The 22,361-nt window shown below is 36.2% G+C and carries 20 protein-coding genes; 6 read left to right on the plus strand and 14 right to left on the minus strand.

Features of this window, described 5'->3' with window-relative positions; translation table 11 throughout:
• Positions 1 to 209 precede the first annotated feature (209 nt).
• From CZ225_RS18895 to CZ225_RS18900, 3 genes are all read left to right on the plus strand, one after another.
• Entirely contained in the window at positions 210 to 689 is a 480-nt protein-coding gene (locus tag CZ225_RS18895) for an HU family DNA-binding protein (RefSeq protein ID WP_077155025.1), read from the plus strand.
• Between the two features lie 66 nt (positions 690 to 755).
• A complete protein-coding gene (locus CZ225_RS23755; protein ID WP_159106330.1) occupies positions 756 to 857 on the plus strand; it encodes a smalltalk protein in 102 nt (33 codons plus the stop codon).
• 10 nt (positions 858 to 867) lie between these two features.
• Entirely contained in the window at positions 868 to 1,311 is a 444-nt protein-coding gene (locus CZ225_RS18900) for an N-acetylmuramoyl-L-alanine amidase (RefSeq protein WP_077155026.1), read from the plus strand.
• A 90-nt stretch (positions 1,312 to 1,401) separates the two neighbouring features.
• On the opposite strand, the gene CZ225_RS18905 is transcribed toward CZ225_RS18900, so the two are convergent.
• The 14 genes from CZ225_RS18905 to CZ225_RS18970 all read right to left on the minus strand — a co-directional run bounded on the left by CZ225_RS18905 (position 1,402) and on the right by CZ225_RS18970 (position 16,248).
• On the minus strand, positions 1,402 to 1,635 hold the full coding sequence (locus CZ225_RS18905) for a DUF4248 domain-containing protein (protein WP_077155027.1): 234 nt from the start codon (positions 1,633 to 1,635) through the stop codon (positions 1,402 to 1,404).
• 45 nt (positions 1,636 to 1,680) lie between these two features.
• Positions 1,681 to 2,808 (minus strand): MraY family glycosyltransferase, encoded by a 1,128-nt coding sequence (locus tag CZ225_RS18910; protein ID WP_077155028.1) that lies wholly within the window; start codon positions 2,806 to 2,808, stop codon positions 1,681 to 1,683.
• A 101-nt stretch (positions 2,809 to 2,909) separates the two neighbouring features.
• On the minus strand, positions 2,910 to 3,617 hold the full coding sequence (locus CZ225_RS18915) for a WecB/TagA/CpsF family glycosyltransferase (protein WP_083714672.1): 708 nt from the start codon (positions 3,615 to 3,617) through the stop codon (positions 2,910 to 2,912).
• Positions 3,618 to 3,627: 10 nt separating this feature from the next.
• Entirely contained in the window at positions 3,628 to 4,770 is a 1,143-nt protein-coding gene (locus tag CZ225_RS18920; RefSeq protein WP_077155029.1) for a hypothetical protein, read from the minus strand.
• A 34-nt stretch (positions 4,771 to 4,804) separates the two neighbouring features.
• Positions 4,805 to 5,842: a glycosyltransferase family 2 protein gene (locus CZ225_RS18925; RefSeq protein WP_083714673.1), complete on the minus strand. Its 1,038-nt coding sequence runs from the start codon at positions 5,840 to 5,842 to the stop codon at positions 4,805 to 4,807.
• Between the two features lie 4 nt (positions 5,843 to 5,846).
• Complete coding sequence (locus CZ225_RS18930; RefSeq protein WP_077155031.1) at positions 5,847 to 6,827, minus strand: glycosyltransferase family 2 protein; 981 nt, start codon at positions 6,825 to 6,827, stop codon at positions 5,847 to 5,849.
• A gap of 5 nt (positions 6,828 to 6,832) precedes the next feature.
• Positions 6,833 to 7,768, minus strand: coding sequence for a polysaccharide pyruvyl transferase family protein (locus tag CZ225_RS18935; protein WP_077155032.1), 936 nt, complete (start codon positions 7,766 to 7,768; stop codon positions 6,833 to 6,835).
• On the minus strand, positions 7,758 to 8,870 hold the full coding sequence (locus CZ225_RS18940; RefSeq protein WP_077155033.1) for a radical SAM family protein: 1,113 nt from the start codon (positions 8,868 to 8,870) through the stop codon (positions 7,758 to 7,760). The genes CZ225_RS18935 and CZ225_RS18940 overlap by 11 nt, the downstream gene beginning before the upstream one ends.
• A gap of 34 nt (positions 8,871 to 8,904) precedes the next feature.
• Entirely contained in the window at positions 8,905 to 10,356 is a 1,452-nt protein-coding gene (locus tag CZ225_RS18945) for an MATE family efflux transporter (RefSeq protein WP_234983078.1), read from the minus strand.
• 107 nt (positions 10,357 to 10,463) lie between these two features.
• Positions 10,464 to 11,573: a chain-length determining protein gene (locus tag CZ225_RS18950; RefSeq protein ID WP_077155035.1), complete on the minus strand. Its 1,110-nt coding sequence runs from the start codon at positions 11,571 to 11,573 to the stop codon at positions 10,464 to 10,466.
• A gap of 7 nt (positions 11,574 to 11,580) precedes the next feature.
• Positions 11,581 to 13,995, minus strand: coding sequence for an SLBB domain-containing protein (locus CZ225_RS18955; protein ID WP_077155036.1), 2,415 nt, complete (start codon positions 13,993 to 13,995; stop codon positions 11,581 to 11,583).
• Between the two features lie 17 nt (positions 13,996 to 14,012).
• Positions 14,013 to 14,381 carry a UpxZ family transcription anti-terminator antagonist gene (locus tag CZ225_RS18960; protein WP_077155037.1) on the minus strand — a complete coding sequence of 123 codons (369 nt, stop codon included), beginning with the start codon at positions 14,379 to 14,381 and terminating at the stop codon, positions 14,013 to 14,015.
• Positions 14,382 to 14,395: 14 nt separating this feature from the next.
• Entirely contained in the window at positions 14,396 to 14,989 is a 594-nt protein-coding gene (locus CZ225_RS18965) for a UpxY family transcription antiterminator (protein WP_077155038.1), read from the minus strand.
• A gap of 314 nt (positions 14,990 to 15,303) precedes the next feature.
• Positions 15,304 to 16,248, minus strand: coding sequence for a tyrosine-type recombinase/integrase (locus CZ225_RS18970; protein ID WP_077155893.1), 945 nt, complete (start codon positions 16,246 to 16,248; stop codon positions 15,304 to 15,306).
• A gap of 219 nt (positions 16,249 to 16,467) precedes the next feature.
• Here CZ225_RS18970 and CZ225_RS18975 point away from each other — a divergent pair, with 219 nt between their 5' ends.
• The 3 genes from CZ225_RS18975 to CZ225_RS18985 all read left to right on the plus strand — a co-directional run bounded on the left by CZ225_RS18975 (position 16,468) and on the right by CZ225_RS18985 (position 22,355).
• Positions 16,468 to 18,657 carry a glutamine synthetase III family protein gene (locus CZ225_RS18975; protein WP_077155039.1) on the plus strand — a complete coding sequence of 730 codons (2,190 nt, stop codon included), beginning with the start codon at positions 16,468 to 16,470 and terminating at the stop codon, positions 18,655 to 18,657.
• 128 nt (positions 18,658 to 18,785) lie between these two features.
• Positions 18,786 to 19,487, plus strand: a complete 702-nt coding sequence (locus CZ225_RS18980; RefSeq protein ID WP_077155040.1) for a Crp/Fnr family transcriptional regulator — start codon at positions 18,786 to 18,788, stop codon at positions 19,485 to 19,487.
• A 15-nt stretch (positions 19,488 to 19,502) separates the two neighbouring features.
• On the plus strand, positions 19,503 to 22,355 hold the full coding sequence (locus CZ225_RS18985; protein WP_077155041.1) for a bifunctional fucokinase/fucose-1-phosphate guanylyltransferase: 2,853 nt from the start codon (positions 19,503 to 19,505) through the stop codon (positions 22,353 to 22,355).
• Positions 22,356 to 22,361: the final 6 nt, after the last annotated feature.

A 22,361-nucleotide genomic window follows, 5' to 3' on the forward strand; every position in this document is an offset into this window, starting at 1 on the left:
GAAAAAAACATTGAGAAGTTTAAAATAATCTTCTCAATGATTGAATCCAAACATTGGGAAGATTCAATACAAACTTCCCAATGTTTTTATTTTTTTCAGCACGTCAGTGTACGTCATTGTACTTTATGCAGATTCCGTCCTATCGTATCTTTGCTATGTAATCGGTTACAAAACAATTCAAGATTTCAAAACTTAAAATTCTAAATGTTATGGCTCAGAATTATGTGATTATGGCTCGCAAGAACCTGTTGAAACCGGACGAAGCTCCCAAGTATTATGCAGTGGCACGCAGCGGAAAGAAAGTTTCCGTCAAGGAAGTCTGCAAACGCATCACCGAGCGTTCCTCCTACTCCAAAGGAGAACTCGAAGGATGTATCGGAGAGTTCCTGCTAGAGATCGTCAATGTGTTGGAAGAAGGAAACATCGTACAGATGGGTGATCTGGGAAATTTCCGGATGAGTCTCAAAACCGGTATTCCTACAGCAACGGAAAAAGAGTTCAAGGCATATTGCATTGAGAAAGGCAAAGTGCTGTTTCATCCGGGAAGTGATCTTCAGAAATTATGCAAGGCGATGGACTTCACCTTGTATAAGAGTGACAGCAAGACTGATTCGAAAGAAGAGGAACCGTTGCCTGATGGCGGTGGATCTGATCCTGATGAGGGAGAATCTCCTGATCCGACACTGTAATTAGTAAACCGGTGATTCATTATTTTAAATTCAAATGATTCATTTAAAACGTAAAATCGTATGTGTATGAAAAAGCAAGTTTGGAAGAATGTTCTTCAGTTTATCGTAACGATAGCCACGTCTATCATTTCCGCCCTGGGTGTAACCTCTTGCATGGGAAGTTTATAAACAGATGACGATGGAAAATCCAAAAGAAGAGTATCTTCCACGGGAGATTAAGTTGTTGGTGATTCATTGCAGTGCTACGCGCTGCAATGTCTCCTTCTCAGTAGAGCAACTTCGCGAATGTCATCTGCAAAGGGGGTTCAAAGATGTCGGTTATCATTTTTACATAACTCGTAACGGAGAGGTACATCAGTGCCGTCCGGTTTCAGAACCGGGAGCTCATGTGAGGGGATTCAACCGGCATAGTATTGGAATTTGTTATGAAGGAGGACTCGATGAAGAAGGTCGTCCGGCAGATACGAGAACGCAGGCACAACGCTTCGCGTTGATCGATCTGCTGGCTATTCTTAAACATCAGTATCCGGAAGCACAAGTCCTGGGACATTATCAGTTAAGTGCTAATATTCATAAAGCTTGTCCTTGCTTTGATGCAAGAAAAGAATATTCACAAATATAATTGTAGGTATAGTCCTAATACTAAATACGGGAGTCAGCGAATATGCTGTCTCCCGTAACTTTTAATATATCATTTACAATTTAGATTAGATCAGAATTCTCCTGGTTTACCTAAATAATAAGCAATTAAACGTACTTCGCGTACAGAAAAAGCCTTTGTTTTCGGATGGAAATCCGTAGCAAGTATCTCATCCATCAGAGGCTGGCAACGACGCATCCAGCGACGGAGCTTATCCACAGAAGCACGAACACTGATATCAGGAAAATACATTTGGGCAAGTTCTTGTTTGTTGTAGCATTTCACTACAAAATCAGATTGATTCATTATATCTTTAAGTTTGAATTATAGGATATAAAGATACAAAATAAATTACTGATTTACAACATTTTTCGATGATAAATTACTACTAAGTTTCTGTCGTCTTATTCTACTCCACCAAAGATTAAGTCCAATCCATGCGACAACATCTCCCACCAACATTAATGTATTATCAACGTAAGGCATCAATAATATATTCATTCCACTAAACACGCATGAAATCAATAAAATTAAAAGCATTGCTTTTCGGACAGTAAATCCCATTGCTAAAAATTGATGATGAATATGGTTCTTATCCGGTTCAAAAGGACTTTTCCCATGATAGATACGAACAATAACAACACGAACCACATCGAATGCAGGAACAATAAGTGTGCTGAAAGCTATCACAAAAGCTCCTTGCGTAACAGAAATAAATTCTGTATTCTGACTATATTTGATGGCAAGAAAACTCAGTATATACCCCAGAGTCAAACTTCCCGTATCTCCCATAAATATCTTCCGAGCATGCTCTACACTACCAAAAACATTATAATAAAAGAAAGGAACTAACACCCCGAATGTACTGAAAGCAAGCATACTGTAAATCCATAATCCTTTTTCAATAAAGAGGAATCCAAAAACCAGAAGGGATACACTGCTTAACCCCGAAGCAAGACCATCTATCCCGTCAATCAGGTTAATTGCATTTGTAATAAAGACGATAGTCAATATTGTAAAAGGTACACCAAACCAAGCAGAAACTATTCCTACTCCAAATAATCCATAGAAATCATTAATCCAAAGCCCGGCAACAGGAAATAAACTGGCACAGATAATTTGAACAATAAATTTCTGACGATACCGAACTCCTACTAAGTCATCAGCAATACCAGTCAGGTACAAAAGAACCATTCCACAAACTAATACCAAAAATTCCGGTAAAATATATGACGTCAGCATAGCAGATATTCCATAGCCTGTCAATGTACGGATAACTAATACCGAACAGCATGAAAGCAGAATTGTTGGAAAAAAAGAGACTCCACCTAATCGAGGAATAGCACGTTTGTGGACTTTCCTCTCATCTGGAATATCAAACAATTTTTTACGAAATGATATTAACAAAATACGTGGAATGATAAGCCTGGCAACATAAGCAGAAATAGCGAAAGCTATTATTATAAATAAAATGTTCATATTGATTATCTTTTTACATTCTAAACTGTTTTGAGATTAATTATTTATACAGAAACGATCAAAAATTTTAAAAAATCGAACAAATTAATAAATCAGAAGTATTATCTCATTTTCCATAAGAAAAGTGAATATCTAATTATAAAGTATGGATAATACTTCACTATGCGTTTAAAAACATAGGGCTCTTGAAAGATGCGGTACAGTGCACGCAAATTAAATTTATTCACCCAGTCTGGATAATAGTTTATTTTTTCAGTCGTTTGATGGAAAAAACCTCCACAAGTATAAATTGTCCCATTAAATCCGCTATCGTGGAGGTATACAGCAAATTGATCTTGTAAAGGTGCTCCCATCCCAATGACCACAATATCTGGATTACTTCTAATTATAGCTTTAGCTACTTCTTCAAATTGATTTTTTATATATCCATGTCGAAAGCCACTTATATTTAGCTCTGGATATTCTTCCTTTATTGTAAAAATAAACTTCTCAATATACCTTTGTTCGGAGCCTATAAAATAGATATTCAAATCCGTTTTTTCTATCTTTTCAAACAATTCTTTTGCAAACGATGACATATCAAAAGATATACGAGTAGACTTAGGATGTCTCCAGAATCTATTAAGAACAACAGGAATGATACCATCAGAAGCTATATAATCAAATTTCTGATACAATTCTGATTCACCTTTCAGGGTTTCTATATAATATGGATTTAAGAACGTCACCATTTTACAAGTATTATCCGGTAATAGAAGTTCTGACTGAAGAGGAAGTTTTTCGTAAAAAACAGAATATATAGAATACATATTCAAAGAATCAAGACTTAGAAAATATTGTGTGTTTAGAAAATATAGTAATCATTACAATGAGAAAAGGCACAGAAACAGTAGCTAATGTTAAAGATGACAATGAAATGCTTTGTATCAGAAATAATACTATCAGCTGTTTCATTGGCAGATAGCTCGTTTTCATGTATATACGAACTAACAATACAATAAGACCTATGACTAATGGTAAGCCCCAAACAATAGCAAGACGAATATATGTAGAATGAAAATAAAATGGATAACACCCCAGTATATTGTTCATATTTTCAAACTTAGAAATGTACCATTCAAATGAAGGTAAAACCTCGACAAAAGACATGGCCTGACCTGGAAAAATACCTAATAATACACTGGACCAACTACTATCTTTTACATATTCAAAGAATTGTGCAAAAAATATAAATCTATCCACATCATTGACATCCGTAATCCCTCTTCGCATAAAATAAACATAAATAAATATTACGACCAATACGGGAGGAATAATCCAACACAAAAAACGATATTTTCGATTCCGAAAATTATATAAAAATAGAAGAATGCAGATAGTAGCGATTCCAGTTTTCGACCCAGAGAGAAATACTGCAATCAAAAATAAAAAATAATCATAACGGGATTTCTTTTCTTCTTGAATGAAGCAAAAGGGTATCAAAAGTAAGAAAGAATCGTAATTAGACTCAGACAATAGTTCGAAACGAGAATACCCACCTTTCAAAACTATCATAATAAAAAAATATAATATATAAAACAAGCACAAAAAACGACCGGCTTTATACAGAAATTGAACACTTGGAGCACCCACAAACTTCACCCACATCCAACTCAATAATAAATAATAAATATACTTTGCATCAACAAAGACAGCACGCCATACTACATTTTTTTGCCAAATAACAGGAAGCAAATATTTGAAAATGAAAATCAGTAATATTACACTAGCACCTATGCACACAGAACGGCGAATAGGCTGTTGCAATGACAATAAACAAAGAATTCCCCAAAGTCCTATCCACACCACTTCATAATCCAAGTGTCCCTTCCCACCTAATATAACTGTATATATTGCAGATATTATCGGCAATATATAATACACCAAAATTATTGGAATATTTTTAACTTTAAATGTCCCCATCAAGATGTTATACGAACCTATCTGTGGTCCCCGCTCACACTCGGGAAGAAAGATGCGATATTTTGAACTTTTTCTTTATCGTTAGTAAAATGGAGTATTTTATAAACAATAATATTATCATCATCGAAAAGATCTTAAATGTAGAAATTTTGCAACCATTAATTTTTGCATATCTTTTAAAATACATAAAAGCATTTTTTCTATCTTTATTAATAGAAAATTCAATGAGTATTCTTTTATAATACAGGCTCTTATCCTTCAAATAAGGAAGAGATAGTTTCCGTATGAATTCACGATATTCCTCTTCATTCTGATTTTCTAAACAATCCGTCCCATATATAATTCTTTGTTTTGCAAGAAATATAATCACATCATGAATATGACGATCCTGAATAGAAAAATAAACTTTACGGGTTAATGAATTGGGATTAAAACGATAATAATAGCCAATAATATCTATATTGCCGACTTTAAACTGATCCATTATCCGCAAGATCCAATCAATATCTTCGCCAATACAACATCGAATAAAGAAATCACGATAGCCTCCTATTTCGTTATAAACCTCCTTCAAGATCATCACAGAAGCACAACAAAAAGGAAAATCTTCTTTCGGAAAAACAGAGACACATTTCCTTATATCTTGATCAGACAATGGTAAATTTGAGACTTTAACAATTTTACCATTTTCACTCACAGAAGCATAGTTACAACCGCACAAACCTATCTCCGGATATTGCTCCATATAATCAACCTGCTTCTCTATCTTATATTTCTCCAAATAATCATCGGCATCTAAAAAAGCAATATATTTACCTTTAGCTTCTTTAAACAACCTGCTTAAAGTTAAGACCTTTCCTTGATTTTTTTCGTTTGTAAACACTCTGATTCTTGCATCTGTTCCGGCCAGCCTTTTTATGTGCATTAAACTATCGTCAGTAGAGCAATCATCACATATTAATATATCAAGATTAGCATAGTTTTGCTCCAGCACACTTTTTATTGCTTCTTCAATATATTGAGCACAATTATATACAGGAATAAGAATTGATACTAAAGGAGTAGACATCATAAAGCTATTTTTTATTGATATACAAACTACAAATAATCAACTTAAATAAGCTGAAAGGAAGGTTTGACAATACCAACTTCATTTTTACAAATAATGAAGTTTTTTTGTTTATCACATAAGTTATAGGTAACTTTACCCTGAGTGCTGCATAAAGTTTCCGGTCGGGCCTTTGTATAACTATTTTCTTTTGAAGAGAAAGTTTTTCACTCAGCATATAATTAACTAACAATGGATAATCTGCCCACAAATTCTTCTCACTTATGAAATCCATCTTGATAAAAAAGATATCATTACAGCTTATAAAACTCTTACTATAATTTCCAAGGTCAGTCATGATCGAGTTTTTTCTAATTCGATATTTATATGTTTTTGAAAAATTTATTCTCAAATTTTCACAATAAAAAAAGAGAAAAAAAGACCATAAATTGTCTTCATGAATAAGCCCTTCCTTAAACCATAATTTATGACGCAAGAAAAAACTTCTCTGAACTAATTTATTCCAAGCCATTTCATACAGATCATGCGAGATAAAAGCATTGAAAATATCCTTTTGATTATGATAATAATCAATATGGGTATTCAGTTTAGCCACATTTATATCCTCACCTATCAATTCAAAATCGCCCATAATAACATCCGGCGAGTATCCTTCACAAGAAAGCAACAATAACTCTAATGCCTGTTCTGGCAAAATATCGTCAGAATCTAAAAAATACAGATAATCTCCTTTGGCTGCTCTGACTCCTGTATTTCTAGCTGCTGATAATCCTTTATTTTCTTGATGATGTATTATTTTAAATTGAATATTTCCATGATAAGATGACAACACTTGATTCACAATTTCGATACTATGATCTGGAGTACAATCGTCCACTATAATGCATTCAAATTGTTTTTTATAGCTTTGAGCAATTACCGAATATAGACATTCTGCAATATATTCTTCTACTTTATAAACAGGGATTATGATAGAAACACTTACCATTTTAATCAATGAAAATATAAATTATCTAAATCCTCCAACCAAGTCTCATAAAGAGCTTTATTCTTTCCATATGAGTTGTCAAAAAAGACGCAAGTCTTATTTAATAAAATAGATAAAATAGCGACATGCAATCTGGTAGTATATACTTTTTTATATTGACTAAGAAATTTTACTCCCTTTTTCAATAAATACCTTTTCAAATAATTAATAAATAAATAGTTTGCAATTTTATTTAAATGCAAACGAGTTAAGACATCAAATATTCTAAATTGGAATGGAATAGTCTCTATAGTAGGCCAGTCTCTCACTTCAACTTTACTTTTATCTTCCGTAATATAAGCATCGTCATCGCTTTTAAAAAGTTCAATGTCCGTCCGTTTTAAATATAAAATCCGATCAATACAGTTCACACTATTCTGGAGCAGAAAATTTTGATCTATATAAAAAGCCATATCAGGCACTAACAACAAGTTGTTTTTATAAAAGTATGAAGTCAGGATTTCCAACGATTTTCTATCACGAACACAAATAGTCAGATTTGAATGCCTACCCATTAATTCAGCATCTTTTACTAATATATCTTTGTCTTGATAATAAATACTTTGTGGTAAAATTATTATTTTATTATTAGGGTATAGCTCTATTATTTTCAATCTAAAATCTTGATGCATCCGCCACAAATCTCCAAAATTACCTCCTCCTTGTAATAAGATTATAGTATCTTCCGGTAACTTTTTATATTTAAAGGTCTGATACGAATATTTGGACAAACATTGAGTAGGAATATTATTCAGAAAAGACTCGGTTCCTGCCCATATCAAAGTATCACCAATATTTGTATAATAAGGTAAATCCCATAACACATAAGAACTCGAAATTAAAGGAGACAGTTTTTCCTCGATAACACTTCTTAATTGATAAACTTTTTGCCTACAATCCATTCTTTTTTGACTTTACCAATTTAATTAAAGTTTGTCTCACTCTTTGGCGAAGAAAAGGTATTCGTTGTTTACGATTAATCATTTTCTTCTCACTCTGTGTATATTCTTTATTAGATTCACAAAGCTTTGTAGACATAAAGCTTTTCATTTCCGGTCTAAGCCATTCACTTCCGTCAATACATATTCTATTTCTTAATTCTGCATATGTCGGAGCATCTAACTCAGGAATATCTCCTAATACAATGTATGAATGACCATTATAACAATGATATTCAAGACAGTTGTTACCTATTGGACAAAATTTTATAGGTTTCTCCACATCTTCAAATATATTCTGCTTAATCAATGATTTATAACATTGAGTCATCATTCCTGTACCAAGATTCAAATAAAAGGACCAGTCACCAGCATAACAAAACTCTGTTCTTTTGACTTCAAATATTTTCATTTTATATTCAAAAATAGCAGACTTGAACTTACTCCAGACCTTATAATATTCCTCTTTGTTCATATTGGTCAAAATAGGCAATCTTTCGGGGTCTCTCTCATCTCTGGCGATAGTGATATGAGGAATTGCCCCAATCTCTTCTATTGATTTTTTATTCATTTCATCAATGAAAGGGATTAACTCATCGGATGGAGTAACTTCTAAAGTAAAAGAACATCCTGCATCTCTTACTTTCTTTATATTTGAGAAGAAACGATCCAGTAAATTTTTCTCTTTAAGTTCTAAGTAATGATAGGAAAATTTAAAAAACAATCTTTTTAATAACTCAGGTGGAAAAGCAACAATCTCATCAAAACGTTTGGAAATAGTTGCATTAGTAACCACCATAACATAATGCCCTTCCTCTAAAAAAGCACGAACATATTCGAGCAAGTCCTTTGATATCAGCGTTTCACCAGCCGCACAAAAGTTAATCAAACAGGTTCCACCTAATCTTTCTTTAGACAATGCTCGCCTCACTGTTTCAACAGAATATTTCAATTCCGGTACTTTATTCGCAAATAATCCATGCTGGACTATATAACAATAATGACAACGTAATGTACAAGTAGTTATTGGAACATAACAATCAATATACCTCTTTATTTTATCCATATATTTTTAATCTTAATGTTCTGTATTTAGAGTTTTATCTTATAAACTTTTTTATCACATTAGACTTTATAAATACTTTCTCATTACTATTTAGCCCAATGAACCATATACAAAAAAGCGTACTACATATACTGCTTGCTATTACACAAAATACTCTTAATAATCCTTCATTCATGATATAATAAATCCATCCAGGCAATATAAGAGAAAGTAAACTGACGAGTATTGAAACACCTAAGACATCCACTAAAAATGTTTTTATTGATATTCTTATTAATGAACTTAGTATTGCAATCCGAATAATAATAGACATTGTTGATAGCAAAATAGCAATAATAAATACAACATAAGGTAGATACCCTAATTTCAAAAATAAATATGAAACAGGAAGATTTAATAAAAGTAATCCTCCAACAATAATTTGATATATTTTTATTCTACCTGTTGCTTGTACAGTAGTGCCTATTACGTAAGTAAAAGATTCAATTAGTGAATTTATAATAACTAAACGAGTAAACAATATTGTATATTCCGGTATCTGTCCCAACCATACATCCAATATATACTTAGTTTCGAGTATAATAGGCAGGGACAGGAATAAAAGCAGGAAATAAGAAAACTTCGCACCACTATATAATAATAAGAAAACACGCTCGTGATTTTCACAGGCATATGATTTTACTATTTGTGGGTTCATTGCCATTGTAAAATTCTGAGTAAAGCTATTCAATGCTGTATTTACCTGATAGGCAATACCACGTGCAGCATTCACCACAGGACCAAAGAATATATTTAATGTCATATTCACGCCTTGATCTTTTAGCATATATGCCATACTTCCCCATAAACTCCATCCTGAATAACTGAGCATATTCCTGAAAATATTTTTATCATAAAGAACTGCAAGGTTATATTCGTCAAAATTACTTTTACAATAAATGTGATAAACAATAAATAAAATTATTGTTACCGCAAATAAAAGTGAACCATAAATAATAAGTCTATCACTCCCACAAGAACTAATAACAAAAGCTATGACCAACTTACTAATTGCATCAAATATTCCTATATATGCATAAATACCCATTTTTTCATGAGCTATAATCTCCGCATTTAATGGAACCTGCATTATAGTTACCGCACAACTAAGAATGGAGAATTGATAAATTACATTAGCTGCAAATAATCTTTCCACAGGTATAAGTAGCTTATAATTTACAAACCATAATCCTACTGTTTCAGCTAATATAAGAACAAATACCGATAATATTAAGTGTATAGTAAAAGCCGTACGAAAGTTTTTCTTTAATTCTACTGTGTTCTCCCTTCCCAATTCATAAGTTATAAAACGGGAAGTTGCCGAACTTAAAGCACTATTAAAAAAGGAAAATAACGTAATAACTCCAGCTACAACATTATAAATTCCATAATCCTCTATACCTAAAGCTTTAAGAACAACCCTAGAAGTGTATAAATATACAACCATAATGATACTTAATCTAAAATAAAGTATCATTGTGTTCTTGGCTATAAGTTTATTGTTAGAATTAGTCATAAAATAGTATCCTACGCTCTACGTTTTTAGTTCACTTTTTAAAATTTTTTCCAAATATCTTTTATGACTAACAACCAAACTAATGTACCAAATACAGCTATTAAAGGAAATAATAAAGCATATACTTTCAATCCCCATCCAGATGGCTTCAATGGTACTACCGCAGGCTCAACTATAGCTAATACAGGCTTTACCTCTTGCACTTTCGCTCTAGCTACTTGCAACTGATTAGCTACCTGACTATACACCTGATAGGCCAGTCCCATATCATTTTGCAAACGCTCCTGCTCGGCACGAACTACTTGAAGAATAAGGTTATCATGGGTATCCACATAATCCGCATATTTTTTCTGAGCGATATAATATTCCTGACGACGCTCATTAAAAAGTTTCTCTAAATAAGTGCAATCATCTTTTGCCTTAGAAGTACGATAGTTAATGATGTACTCTTGTAATTTACATACGACAGAATCTGCCACCACTGCAGCCACTTTAGGATCTTGTAAGGTAACAGATATGTTTGTGATTGCAGTCTTCTTATCTACTATAGCAAATATATTTTTTTTCAAGAAGTTGATTTTACGGTTTTCTTCAGAAGTCAGTTCTATAATACTTTCCCTTCCGTTGTTATTATTACTTTCATCTTTATTATCTACAAACCAAAGTTTGATCGCTCCCAAAGTCATACCAGGGAATTCAATAATATAATTCCACCAAGGAGAGGATTGTTTATCCAAATAGGACTCCAAAGTCAATGTATCTACCTCAGAATATGGAACTTTCATATTAAACAATTCCAATAAAAAAGGAGTGGAAGAAACAATGTCAGTAGATAAAGAAATATTCAGTGCATCTGCACTTTCTCCAGTAGCATTAGCTCCTAAAAAAGAAGCTGCCAATCCTGCCAAACCATTCCCTTCTTTAGAACTACCCATTTCTGGAGAAAGAGTAACATTGACTGTATATTGTCTGGGAATACTCAATGCTATAATAATACCAATAATTAATCCTACTCCAGCTGCTTTATATAATATCTTACGAATAGCAAAAATTTTATGGAAGACTTCCATCAAGTCAATCTCCATTTCTCCACTCTGAGTTTCACTTGATTCGGAAATTACTTTCTTATCTACTTGTTTTTCAGACATAAGAATATTATTTCTTTATTAAATTAGCAATAGAAGCAATCATCATACCCATTGTGCTGAAAGAGGTAGCATATCCCAAAATTTCTCCTATATTGGTTCGCTTCTTTGATTTACTTGGAACAATGATCTCACACCCAGGCTCAATCTGCTTCTTTCCATTTCCTTTTACCTTGGTTATCTGCCCATTCATATACACAATAAACTTCTTACTCTTCTTCGCATTCTCTGAATAACCACCAGACTGATTCAAATAATAATCAATATCCTTACCTTCCAGATAAGAGACTGTATTCGGCATCATCACAGCACCATCGATAGTAACCGTATTTGTATTTTTCGGAATAGAAATAACATCGCCTTCGCGTAAAACAATATCAGCAGAACTTTTAGGTTTAGCCAACGCTTTTTCCAAGTCAATACCAACAGTAAAAGTATTCTCTACTTCAATTCCTAATGAATCAATCATAGCTTCACCTAACTGACGACGCATCAAACGAATGACATCCCCCATACGTTTTTTCTCACTCGCATTGGCCACACGGGTCAATTTTGCACCACGCAAATAAGCGTAATTAGTAGTGCCACCGGCTTTGTTGATTAAATCTGATAAACGCTCTTCACGGCTAGTCAATGCATAATTACCACTAAATAAGATTTGCCCCTCTATCGCTACATTCTGTTGAGGTTGGTAACCCGGGCTACGACGTACATAAACCTCATCATAAGGTTGGAGTACAAATCCGGGCTGTCCGTCCACCACAAAGCCATCTTTTAAAGAAAAAGTATACATCTGTCCGATAGTATCATTGTTTACAATACTACGGGGATTCTTGATTCGTCTTGTCACATCCACACGAACGGTAGAAGCAGCTTCACGTAACCCTCCTGCCTGAATGATCAGATCTTCCAAAGTCATATTATCAGCATAAGGATAAGAATCTGGTTTAGCGACTTCACCATGAACCGTTATATTACCGCGATCTTCCAGATCGTGAATGCTAGGGATATAAAGAATATCATTCTTCATCAAGGCGATATTGGGAACTGTACCATCCATGATAGATTTTATATCTATAGGCATTACTTCTGTAGTTAGGTCTTCACGCTGACGATACAAAACAGAACGGTTTAGAAAAGCGTCACCGGTTAAACCTTGAGCTTCATTTACCAATTCACGTATAGTATTGAGTTTTCCACTTAGTTGATAGATACCGGGGCGATAAACAGCACCACGAATTTCCAGTTTATTAGTGAAACGGTTCAGAATGGCTTCGGCAGTAACAACATCACCGTTACGCATCTGATAAACACTATAATCTATATCTTTCACAGTATTTACTTCGTATTCCTGCCCATTCTGACGAACAACACGCAAAGAACGAGTATAAGAATCGGCTTCAAAACCACCAGCGTATTTAATTAATGTAGAAAGTGTTTCATCTTTCTTCATCTCAAAACGCATAGGACGTTTTACTTTACCACTGATTTTAACCAAGACTTCATAAGCCGGGACAATAATGACATCACTTTCCTGAAGACGAATATCGTCCTGAATATTTCCTTTCATGATAAACTCATAAACATCAACAGTAGCAATCTTCTTTCCATTCCTTACCAGTTGAACATTACGCAAACTTCCGATATTACTTACTCCACCGGCACGATATAACGCATGAAAGACGGTAGAGAAGGAAGAAAGCGCATAAGTACCGGGCTGAACGACTTCTCCCATAATATTAATCTGGATAGTACGAATATTGCCTAGTGTCAAACGGATATCAGAACTTGGGTCGGTGCTGTTATTCAAGCCATTATAGATTTTATTCAGGGATTTCTTTAAATAATCGTTCGCTTCGGAAACCGTTAATCCACTTAGAGAAACAGGACCAATCTTTTGAATATTAATAGTACCTTCCGGAGATATAGCTTGCCGAATAGTATTTTGGCTGGCTCCCCAAATATCAATGATCACTTCGTCTCCGGGACCCAAACGATAGTTTGAAGGAGTAGCCAGATTGACACTAGGTTCGAAAGTCAGGTTTCTGGTATTGAAGATATTACGACCAAACACTTGATCTTCACGAGCCAAATCTTGAGTGGTAGGCTGATCTTCCAACATATCGGAAGTGTTCTCCTTCATCTCTTCACGCAATCGGGATTCATTGACATCCGTTCCGGTAGATTTGGAAGTATTTACATTATTCTGCTTCTCATACAATTCTTTAACGCGAATCGCTTGTTCTTTGGTCACACCTTTGCGTGCCAATTCAGAAGCTATCTGTTTTTGCTCCTTTCCTTGTTTGATGCCCTCTTTTACATATTCAAGTACTTGCTGATCGCTCATGTTTTGAGCCATTAATGCAGAGGTACTCCCTAACATCAAAATGAAAAGAAATAAACTAAATTGTTTTTGTATTTTCATTTACTAATTAATAAATATCAATTGATTTCAAATGAGTTATTCAATTCAGTACAAAATATAAGTAATTGTTCTTTTACAGAAGAAGGGGGAAGGGTTGGAAGAATTTTCCGAGAACGCTTCAAAACTGATTGTTTTTTGAATTCATCATCTAGGTTAGCGTACATTGAGACACTATATCCCATTAAAAGGGCTAAGCACAAAGCCGCTTCCTGCTCCACGTTTTTACCTTGCTGAAAAACCAATTCATTTATCAGATTATGAATGCTTTTATTAAGAAGAGAAAGGTCATCAGCATATACATAACCATTCTGATCACCAATGTGAAGAAAACGATCTGCCAAACTGTACAGACTGTCTATTTTTTCTTGTAATAGCATATTCCCCATATCCCCAATAACTACTACTTTATTCCATGTTCATTTTCCATTTCAATAGATTCCACGCAACCTACGGGTATATCGACAAAAGCACATCCCAACATCGTTAAACGGACGGCAACTTTAGACTTACCATTAACCGTTACCAACTCACCTTCCAATCCAGCCAATGGACCTTTAATTACACGAATCTTTTCACCCGGTGACAACGGCGAGGAACTCATACTGATCGTTTCTTCCGAATAATCGAGCATGAACTTAAAACGTAACATTTGTTCATCGGGAATCACAGCCGGAGCACTTTCACCACGTAATACCATATAGCGGGTCACAGCTGACAGAGTCAGGACTTCTTTCTGCTCCTGAAGATCGACATGGACAAAAATCATCATCGGGAGTAAAACACGATCGATCACTTTACGACGGTCACTCCATTGATGGTATTCTTGTTGAATAGGAAGGAAATTTTCAATTCCCATTTTCGTTAGACGTTCGCTCGTCTTTTTCTCGTGGTAAATACGCACTACAGCCACTAACCAACGTTTTGAGCGTGCTACGCTTCTGCCAGTCACATTTGCCGGCAGAACTTGAGAATCGTCATTTTTGTTAAGAATCATCTATTTTTACCCCATGTTTATCCGTTACTTCATAGGTAACGGATAAGCATGGCTAGTATCAGATGTCAGAAGAGTCTTAGCTGATACATAGCAGATCTCATCAACATTCAAACAATGGAAGATTCTTTGACACGAACAGTATTCTTCGCGTCTGGGGTATTTCTTATTATATATTTTAAGAAAAAAGAAAAAAAGATTTTTTTTATTTGTTTTCTATTTACTATTTTATCTATCTTTGCAGCGAATTCTTATCCGTTACCTATGAAGTAACGGACAGCATATATTATTATTATTCAGACACTTACGCACGCTTTCTACATTACCTTACAATTTATTACATAAGAATAATTCATGCGATTTATTTTTGTTCTTTCTTCTAATTCAAATCCCTTTAAATAGATCTGTGTAGTTTTAATCGATTTATGACCTAATGACTCACTTATCATTTCAATAGAAGCTCCCCGGTACTTGGCAGTAGTAGCCCAAGAATGGCGGAAGGTATACGAAGAAACAGAGGAATAAATGCATAACCGCTTTGCCAAACGCTTCAATTGGTTATTAAAACAACGCAATGCAGATTGATACTCAATATAACCTCTTACATCATTTCTTTTGTAATTACCACTCAACACGCATAAAAGATAATCGGGATAATCAGAATGACGAGTATATTGTTTATTGCGAAGCAGTGTAATAGCCTCTGTCGCAGTATCCAAAATCTCAAGACACATAGGAGTGCCTGTTTTCATACGGTTATATTTAAGGATGCCTTGTTTCAAGTCCGTTTTCTCCAAATGCACAAGATCACTAAAAGGCATACCACAGAATTGAAACAATAGGCTGGCAATAGCTTGAGTACGACGGAGAGACTCGGATTGAGGATCCTTATATAACAAGGTATGAAGTTCGTGTACAGGAAGTGCTTTCTTTTGCCGAGTCTCCACTCCTGTAAAGACGTCATGAAATAAACGATATATATAAGGAGCCTGACCTGCATCGACTCCCTGATTGTAAATACATCGCAGCATACGCATATAAGTGGAAATTGTATTAAGTTTCAATTTACGGGTAATGAGATAATTGTTATATCGTTTCAAATTCTCACGATTTATCTGATAAAACGCAACGGAAGGTGTTCCGCAAAACTGAGTAAAAGAACGAATAGCATTTTTGTATACGTGTGCTGTGGAGTATCGACCTTCTTTTATTAAAGAAGCAATATAATTACGCGCACAAATGGTAAATCTATTATTTTCCATCATTTAATTCTTTATTGGTTTTATAATTACATGGGGATATTAGAATAACTTATCACTGTAGACGGACAAATTTAAATAAATAAGTTTCTGTTTTTATATCAGGGAGGGGGTAGTTCTCAAGAAAAACAAGTTTTTTTCAAATTACCCCCTAAAAAACAGGGGTACTTTCAGAAAAAACATATAATTTTGCGCCATCAACCGATAAAAGTTAGACTATTTATGTCCAAATTGAGATTTTTTGCTTTGCAACAACTTTCCAATCGGAAAGCTCTGGAAGTAACTGCCCCTTCCAACAAACTCTCAGATTATTATGGTAGCCATGTGTTCGATCGCAAGAAGATGCAGGAGTATCTTCCGAAAGAAGCTTACAGGGCTGTAATTGATGCCATTGAAAAAGGTACACCTATCAGTCGGGAAGTAGCGGACCTGGTTGCCAACGGTATGAAGAGTTGGGCTAAATCACTTAATGTGACTCACTACACACACTGGTTCCAACCTCTGACAGACGGGACGGCCGAAAAGCACGATGGCTTCATTGAGTTCAGTGAAGAAGGTGGAGTGATTGAACGTTTTTCCGGAAAGCTTCTTATACAGCAAGAACCGGATGCTTCTTCTTTCCCGAACGGTGGTATCCGTAATACTTTCGAAGCTCGCGGATATACAGCATGGGATGTTTCGTCTCCTGCATTCGTTGTAGATACAACTCTTTGTATCCCAACCATTTTTATTTCTTATACCGGTGAAGCACTCGACTACAAAACTCCTTTGTTGAAAGCACTTGCAGCCGTAGATAAAGCTGCTACTGAAGTCTGTCAGTTATTCGATAAGAACGTAACACGTGTATATACTAATCTTGGTTGGGAACAGGAATATTTCCTTGTAGACTCTTCCTTATATAATGCACGCCCTGATCTCTGCCTGACAGGAAGAACATTAATGGGGCATTCATCTGCCAAAGACCAGCAATTGGAAGACCATTATTTCGGTTCAATCCCTCCACGCGTCACTGCCTTTATGAAGGAGCTGGAAATAGAATGTCATAAACTGGGAATCCCTGCCAAAACCCGACACAATGAAGTAGCTCCCAATCAATTTGAATTAGCTCCTATTTTCGAGAACTGTAATTTGGCGAACGACCATAATCAGCTCGTTATGGATCTGATGAAACGAATCGCACGCAAACATCATTTTAATGTATTGTTACACGAAAAGCCATACAGTGGTGTAAATGGTTCCGGCAAACACAATAACTGGTCACTTTGTACCGATACCGGCATCAACTTGTTTGCTCCGGGCAAGAACCCGAAAGGTAATATGTTATTCCTTACCTTCTTGGTGAATGCATTGATGATGGTATATAAAAATCAGGATTTACTACGTGCCTCTATCATGAGTGCCAGTAATAGCTACCGGTTAGGAGCTAACGAAGCTCCTCCTGCCATCCTTTCCTGCTTTTTGGGAAAACAACTTTCGGCTACATTGGACGAAATTGTCCGCCAGGTAGGAAACGAGAAGATGACTCCGGAAGAGAAAACAACATTGAAACTCGGTATCGGACGTATTCCTGAAATTCTACTCGATACTACAGACCGTAACCGTACTTCTCCTTTCGCTTTCACCGGAAATCGTTTCGAATTCCGTGCTGCCGGTTCTTCTTCAAACTGTGCTGCTGCCATGATAACCATCAATGCAGCTATGGCAAACCAACTGAATGAATTCCGCGCTTCGGTAGAAAAACTGATGGAAGAAGGGGTAGGTAAAGACGAAGCGATTTTCCGTCTGCTGAAAGAAACAATTATTGCTTCCGAACCCATCCGTTTTGAAGGGGATGGTTATTCGGAAGAATGGAAACAAGAAGCTGCACGTCGCGGGCTAACTAATATTTGTCACGTACCACAAGCTCTGATGCACTATGTCGATAACCAGTCAAAAGCTGTTCTTATCGGTGAACGTATCTTCAATGAAACGGAATTGAATTGCCGTCTGGAAGTGGAACTGGAGAAATATACGATGAAGGTACAGATAGAAAGTCGTGTATTAGGGGATCTTGCTATCAATCATATTGTTCCGACAGCTGTCGCATACCAGAATCGTTTGCTCGAGAATTTAAGAGGACTGAAAGAAATCTTCTCTCCTGAGGAGTTTGAGGTATTAAGTGCCGACCGCAAAGAATTGATACGTGAGATTTCTCACCGTGTAACTGCTATAAAAGTATTAGTACATGATATGACTGAGGCACGTAAAGTTGCCAACCATAAAGAGAACTACAAGGAAAAGGCATTTGAATATGAAGAAAAGGTACGTCCGTACCTCGACAAAATCCGCGATCATATTGATCATCTTGAAATGGAAGTGGACGACGAAATATGGCCTTTACCTAAATATAGGGAACTTTTATTCACTAAATAAGTAAACAAGAAAGAGAAAAATAAGATTGCACGAAAGAGGTCCCTTTTGTGCAATCTTTTTATAGATTCGTTCATTTTCTCATTTTTTCTTTCTACTTTTGTGCTGTATAACACAGTTTTGTAGCACCAATGGTAAAAATAAACATATCAGACATCAATATTTCGGAGCCTTTGTCCGATTTGTTAGCTCCTTTGAACAATGAGCAGAAGGAGTATCTGATGAACAATTACACAATTCAGACCTACAAAAAAAACGAAACCATCTATTGCGAAGGAGAAAGACCCACCCATCTGATGTGTCTCATTAAAGGTAAAGTCAAAATCTTTATAAACGGTGTAGGAGGTAGATGCCAGATCATCCGCATGATCAAACCCAGAGAATACTTTGCTTACCGCGCTTATTTCGCCAAAGAAGATTTCGTTACCGCTGCCGCCGCTTTTGAACCCTCGATAGTTTGTCTGATTCCCTTGAATGCTATTACCGTTTTAATTTCCCTGAATAATGATCTGGCAATGTTCTTTATCCGCCAACTTTCTATTGATTTAGGTATTGCTGATGAACGTACAGTCAATCTTACTCAAAAACATATTCGTGGACGACTCGCAGAATCTTTACTCTTCCTGAGAGAGAATTATGGTTTGGAAGAGGATGGTTCTACTTTAAGTATCTATCTTTCACGCGAAGATCTTGCTAGTCTATCCAATATGACTGCATCTAATGCTATCCGTACCCTTTCTCAATTTGCAACGGAACACTTGATCACCGTCGATGGAAGGAAAATCAAGATTATAGATGAAGACAGACTAAAGAAAATAAGCAAGATCGGATAACAACCCAACATTACTATGCAAAAGTTACTATCCTTGCCTCCGAACTTAATCAATTGTTTTCATGAACTGGAAAATGTTGATCACACAGATTGGTTTTGCACATCGGATCCGATAGGAAGTAAATTAGGTTCGGGCGGTGGAACTACTTGGTTATTACAGACCTGTCATCAGGAATCTGCTCCGCAAGAATCTTTTAGCCAGTGGATAGGAAAAGAGAAAAGAATATTACTCCATGCGGGAGGACAAAGTCGTCGTCTACCCGGATATGCACCTTCAGGAAAGATATTAACTCCAATACCGGTTTTTAGTTGGGAACGAGGTCAGAAGCTTAGTCAGAACTTGCTTTCATTACAACTTCCTCTTTATGAGAAAATCATGCAACAGACACCGGATAGTCTCAATACTCTGATTGCAAGTGGAGACGTATACATCCGTTCGGAGAAACCTTTGCAAAAGATTCCTGATGTAGATGTCGTATGCTATGGCTTATGGGTAAATCCTTCGTTAGCAACCCACCATGGTGTATTTGTGTCCGATCGAAAAAATCCGGATGTGCTCGATTTCATGTTACAAAAACCTTCATTGGTAGAATTAGAGAACTTATCCAAATCACATCTTTTCCTGATGGATATCGGTATATGGATATTGAGTGACCGAGCCATAGAATTGTTAATGAAACGTTCCTTCAAAGAAGGAACAGAAGAAATCAATTATTACGATTTATATTCGGATTATGGACTGGCTTTAGGGAAACACCCTAAAATCGCAGATAAAGAGATAAATGAGCTCTCAGTAGCTATACTTCCTCTCCCAGGCGGAGAATTTTATCATTATGGAACAAGTCGGGAGCTAATTTCTTCGACTCTAACCATACAAGATAAAGTACGCGACCAAAGGCAGATTATGCACCGGAAAGTGAAGCCCAATCCGGCCATCTTCATACAAAACTCTATCACACAAATATCCTTGTCAGTTGATAATGCGAATTTATGGATAGAAAACAGCCATATAGGAGAAGGATGGAGGATCGGTTCCTGTCAAATTATCACCGGTATCCCTGAGAATCATTGGAATATCAGCCTACCGGATGGAGTCTGTATCGATATTGTTCCGATAGAAGAGAGTGACTTCGTGGCAAGACCTTACGGACTGGATGATGTTTTCAAAGGATTACTTGCCTGCAAAACAACTACATTTCTCGGTAAGTCCTTCCTGCAATGGATGAAAGAAAGAGGATTATCTTTAGATTATCTGAAAGGACGTAAAGATGACTTACAGGCCGCTTCTATCTTTCCCGTTACAAATTCAATAGAAGAACTCGGCATCTTAGTGCGTTGGATGACTTCCGAACCTCAACTTGAAGAGGGAAAAAGGCTTTGGATGCAAGCAGAAAAGTTATCTGCTGACGAGATATCAGCAAAAGCAAATTTAAAGCGTCTTTATGAACAACGTGCTGCTTACCGACGAAACAACTGGCAAGGACTGGCTGCCAACTATGAGAAAAGTATCTTCTACCAACTGGATTTACAAGATGCTGCCACAGAGTTTGCAAACCAGAATCTGCCAACTCCCGACATTTTAAAGGAAACAACAGCACCAATGATACGCATCCATAACCGAATGCTACGGGCACGTATCATGAAACTGCATAATGACATCAATTATAAGGAAGAAGAACAAGCTGCTTTCCAACTTCTTCGGGACAGCCTGTTAGGAGCAGTTGCAGAGCGAAAGAACCAACCGAAACTCAATGTGTATTCCGATCAAATAGTATGGGGGCGCAGCCCGGTAAGAATTGACATTGCAGGAGGATGGACAGATACTCCTCCCTACTCTCTTTATTCAGGAGGAAATGTAGTCAATCTTGCTATCGAGTTGAACGGACAACCGCCGTTACAGGTATATATCAAACCATGCAACGATTTTCATATTGTTCTCCGTTCCATTGATATGGGGGCTATGGAGATTATCAGAAACTATGAAGAATTGCAGGATTACAAGAAAGTAGGTTCTCCTTTTTCCATTCCTAAGGCAGCACTTACATTAGCCGGTTTCGCGCCGATATTTTCAGCAGAGTCTTATGTTTCTTTAGAAGATCAACTAAAATCTTTTGGTTCAGGACTTGAAATTACTCTATTAGCTGCTATACCGGCGGGATCAGGTTTAGGCACTAGTTCTATTCTAGCCTCTACCGTACTTGGAGCTATCAATGACTTCTGCGGTTTGGCATGGGACAAAAATGACATTTGCAATTATACGCTAGTATTAGAACAATTATTAACCACAGGAGGCGGATGGCAAGATCAATACGGAGGAGTCTTTCCAGGAGTAAAATTACTTCAATCGGAAACAGGTTTTGAACAAACTCCATTAGTACGCTGGCTTCCCGACCAACTTTTCGTTCGGCCCGACTACCGGAACTGCCACTTACTCTATTACACAGGAATCACTCGTACAGCCAAAGGAATTCTATCAGAGATAGTCAGCTCTATGTTTCTGAATTCAGGCATACATCTTGGATTACTTGCAGAAATGAAAGCACATGCACTGGATATGAGTGAAGCTATTTTACGGGGAGACTTCAACAACTTCGGACGTTTAATCAACAAGACTTGGATACAAAACCAAGCTTTGGACAGTGGTACCAATCCTCCGGCAGTGAAAGCTATTATCGACCAGATCAAAGATTATACGTCTGGATGCAAACTTCCCGGTGCAGGAGGTGGTGGATATTTATATATGGTAGCCAAAGATCCGGAAGCAGCCGGCAAGATCCGACGAATACTTACCGAACAAGCTCCTAACCCACGTGCACGTTTTGTAGAAATGTCATTATCAGACGAAGGGTTGCAAGTGTCAAGAAGTTAATTCTTG

It is taken from the genome of Bacteroides bouchesdurhonensis, assembly GCF_900155865.1.
Classification (GTDB): Bacteria; Bacteroidota; Bacteroidia; order Bacteroidales; family Bacteroidaceae; genus Bacteroides; species Bacteroides bouchesdurhonensis.

Coding starts and splice junctions, on each gene's coding strand:
- CZ225_RS18895 (WP_077155025.1), top strand. CDS start 210: ATGGCTCAGAATTATGTGATTATGGCTCGCAAGAACCTGTTGAAACCG.
- CZ225_RS23755 (WP_159106330.1), top strand. CDS start 756: ATGAAAAAGCAAGTTTGGAAGAATGTTCTTCAGTTTATCGTAACGATA.
- CZ225_RS18900 (WP_077155026.1), top strand. CDS start 868: ATGGAAAATCCAAAAGAAGAGTATCTTCCACGGGAGATTAAGTTGTTG.
- CZ225_RS18905 (WP_077155027.1), bottom strand. CDS start 1,635: ATGAATCAATCTGATTTTGTAGTGAAATGCTACAACAAACAAGAACTT.
- CZ225_RS18910 (WP_077155028.1), bottom strand. CDS start 2,808: ATGAACATTTTATTTATAATAATAGCTTTCGCTATTTCTGCTTATGTT.
- CZ225_RS18915 (WP_083714672.1), bottom strand. CDS start 3,617: ATGTATTCTATATATTCTGTTTTTTACGAAAAACTTCCTCTTCAGTCA.
- CZ225_RS18920 (WP_077155029.1), bottom strand. CDS start 4,770: ATGGGGACATTTAAAGTTAAAAATATTCCAATAATTTTGGTGTATTAT.
- CZ225_RS18925 (WP_083714673.1), bottom strand. CDS start 5,842: ATGATGTCTACTCCTTTAGTATCAATTCTTATTCCTGTATATAATTGT.
- CZ225_RS18930 (WP_077155031.1), bottom strand. CDS start 6,827: ATGGTAAGTGTTTCTATCATAATCCCTGTTTATAAAGTAGAAGAATAT.
- CZ225_RS18935 (WP_077155032.1), bottom strand. CDS start 7,768: ATGGATTGTAGGCAAAAAGTTTATCAATTAAGAAGTGTTATCGAGGAA.
- CZ225_RS18940 (WP_077155033.1), bottom strand. CDS start 8,870: ATGGATAAAATAAAGAGGTATATTGATTGTTATGTTCCAATAACTACT.
- CZ225_RS18945 (WP_234983078.1), bottom strand. CDS start 10,356: ATGGTTGTATATTTATACACTTCTAGGGTTGTTCTTAAAGCTTTAGGT.
- CZ225_RS18950 (WP_077155035.1), bottom strand. CDS start 11,573: ATGTCTGAAAAACAAGTAGATAAGAAAGTAATTTCCGAATCAAGTGAA.
- CZ225_RS18955 (WP_077155036.1), bottom strand. CDS start 13,995: ATGAAAATACAAAAACAATTTAGTTTATTTCTTTTCATTTTGATGTTA.
- CZ225_RS18960 (WP_077155037.1), bottom strand. CDS start 14,381: ATGGGGAATATGCTATTACAAGAAAAAATAGACAGTCTGTACAGTTTG.
- CZ225_RS18965 (WP_077155038.1), bottom strand. CDS start 14,989: ATGATTCTTAACAAAAATGACGATTCTCAAGTTCTGCCGGCAAATGTG.
- CZ225_RS18970 (WP_077155893.1), bottom strand. CDS start 16,248: ATGGAAAATAATAGATTTACCATTTGTGCGCGTAATTATATTGCTTCT.
- CZ225_RS18975 (WP_077155039.1), top strand. CDS start 16,468: ATGTCCAAATTGAGATTTTTTGCTTTGCAACAACTTTCCAATCGGAAA.
- CZ225_RS18980 (WP_077155040.1), top strand. CDS start 18,786: ATGGTAAAAATAAACATATCAGACATCAATATTTCGGAGCCTTTGTCC.
- CZ225_RS18985 (WP_077155041.1), top strand. CDS start 19,503: ATGCAAAAGTTACTATCCTTGCCTCCGAACTTAATCAATTGTTTTCAT.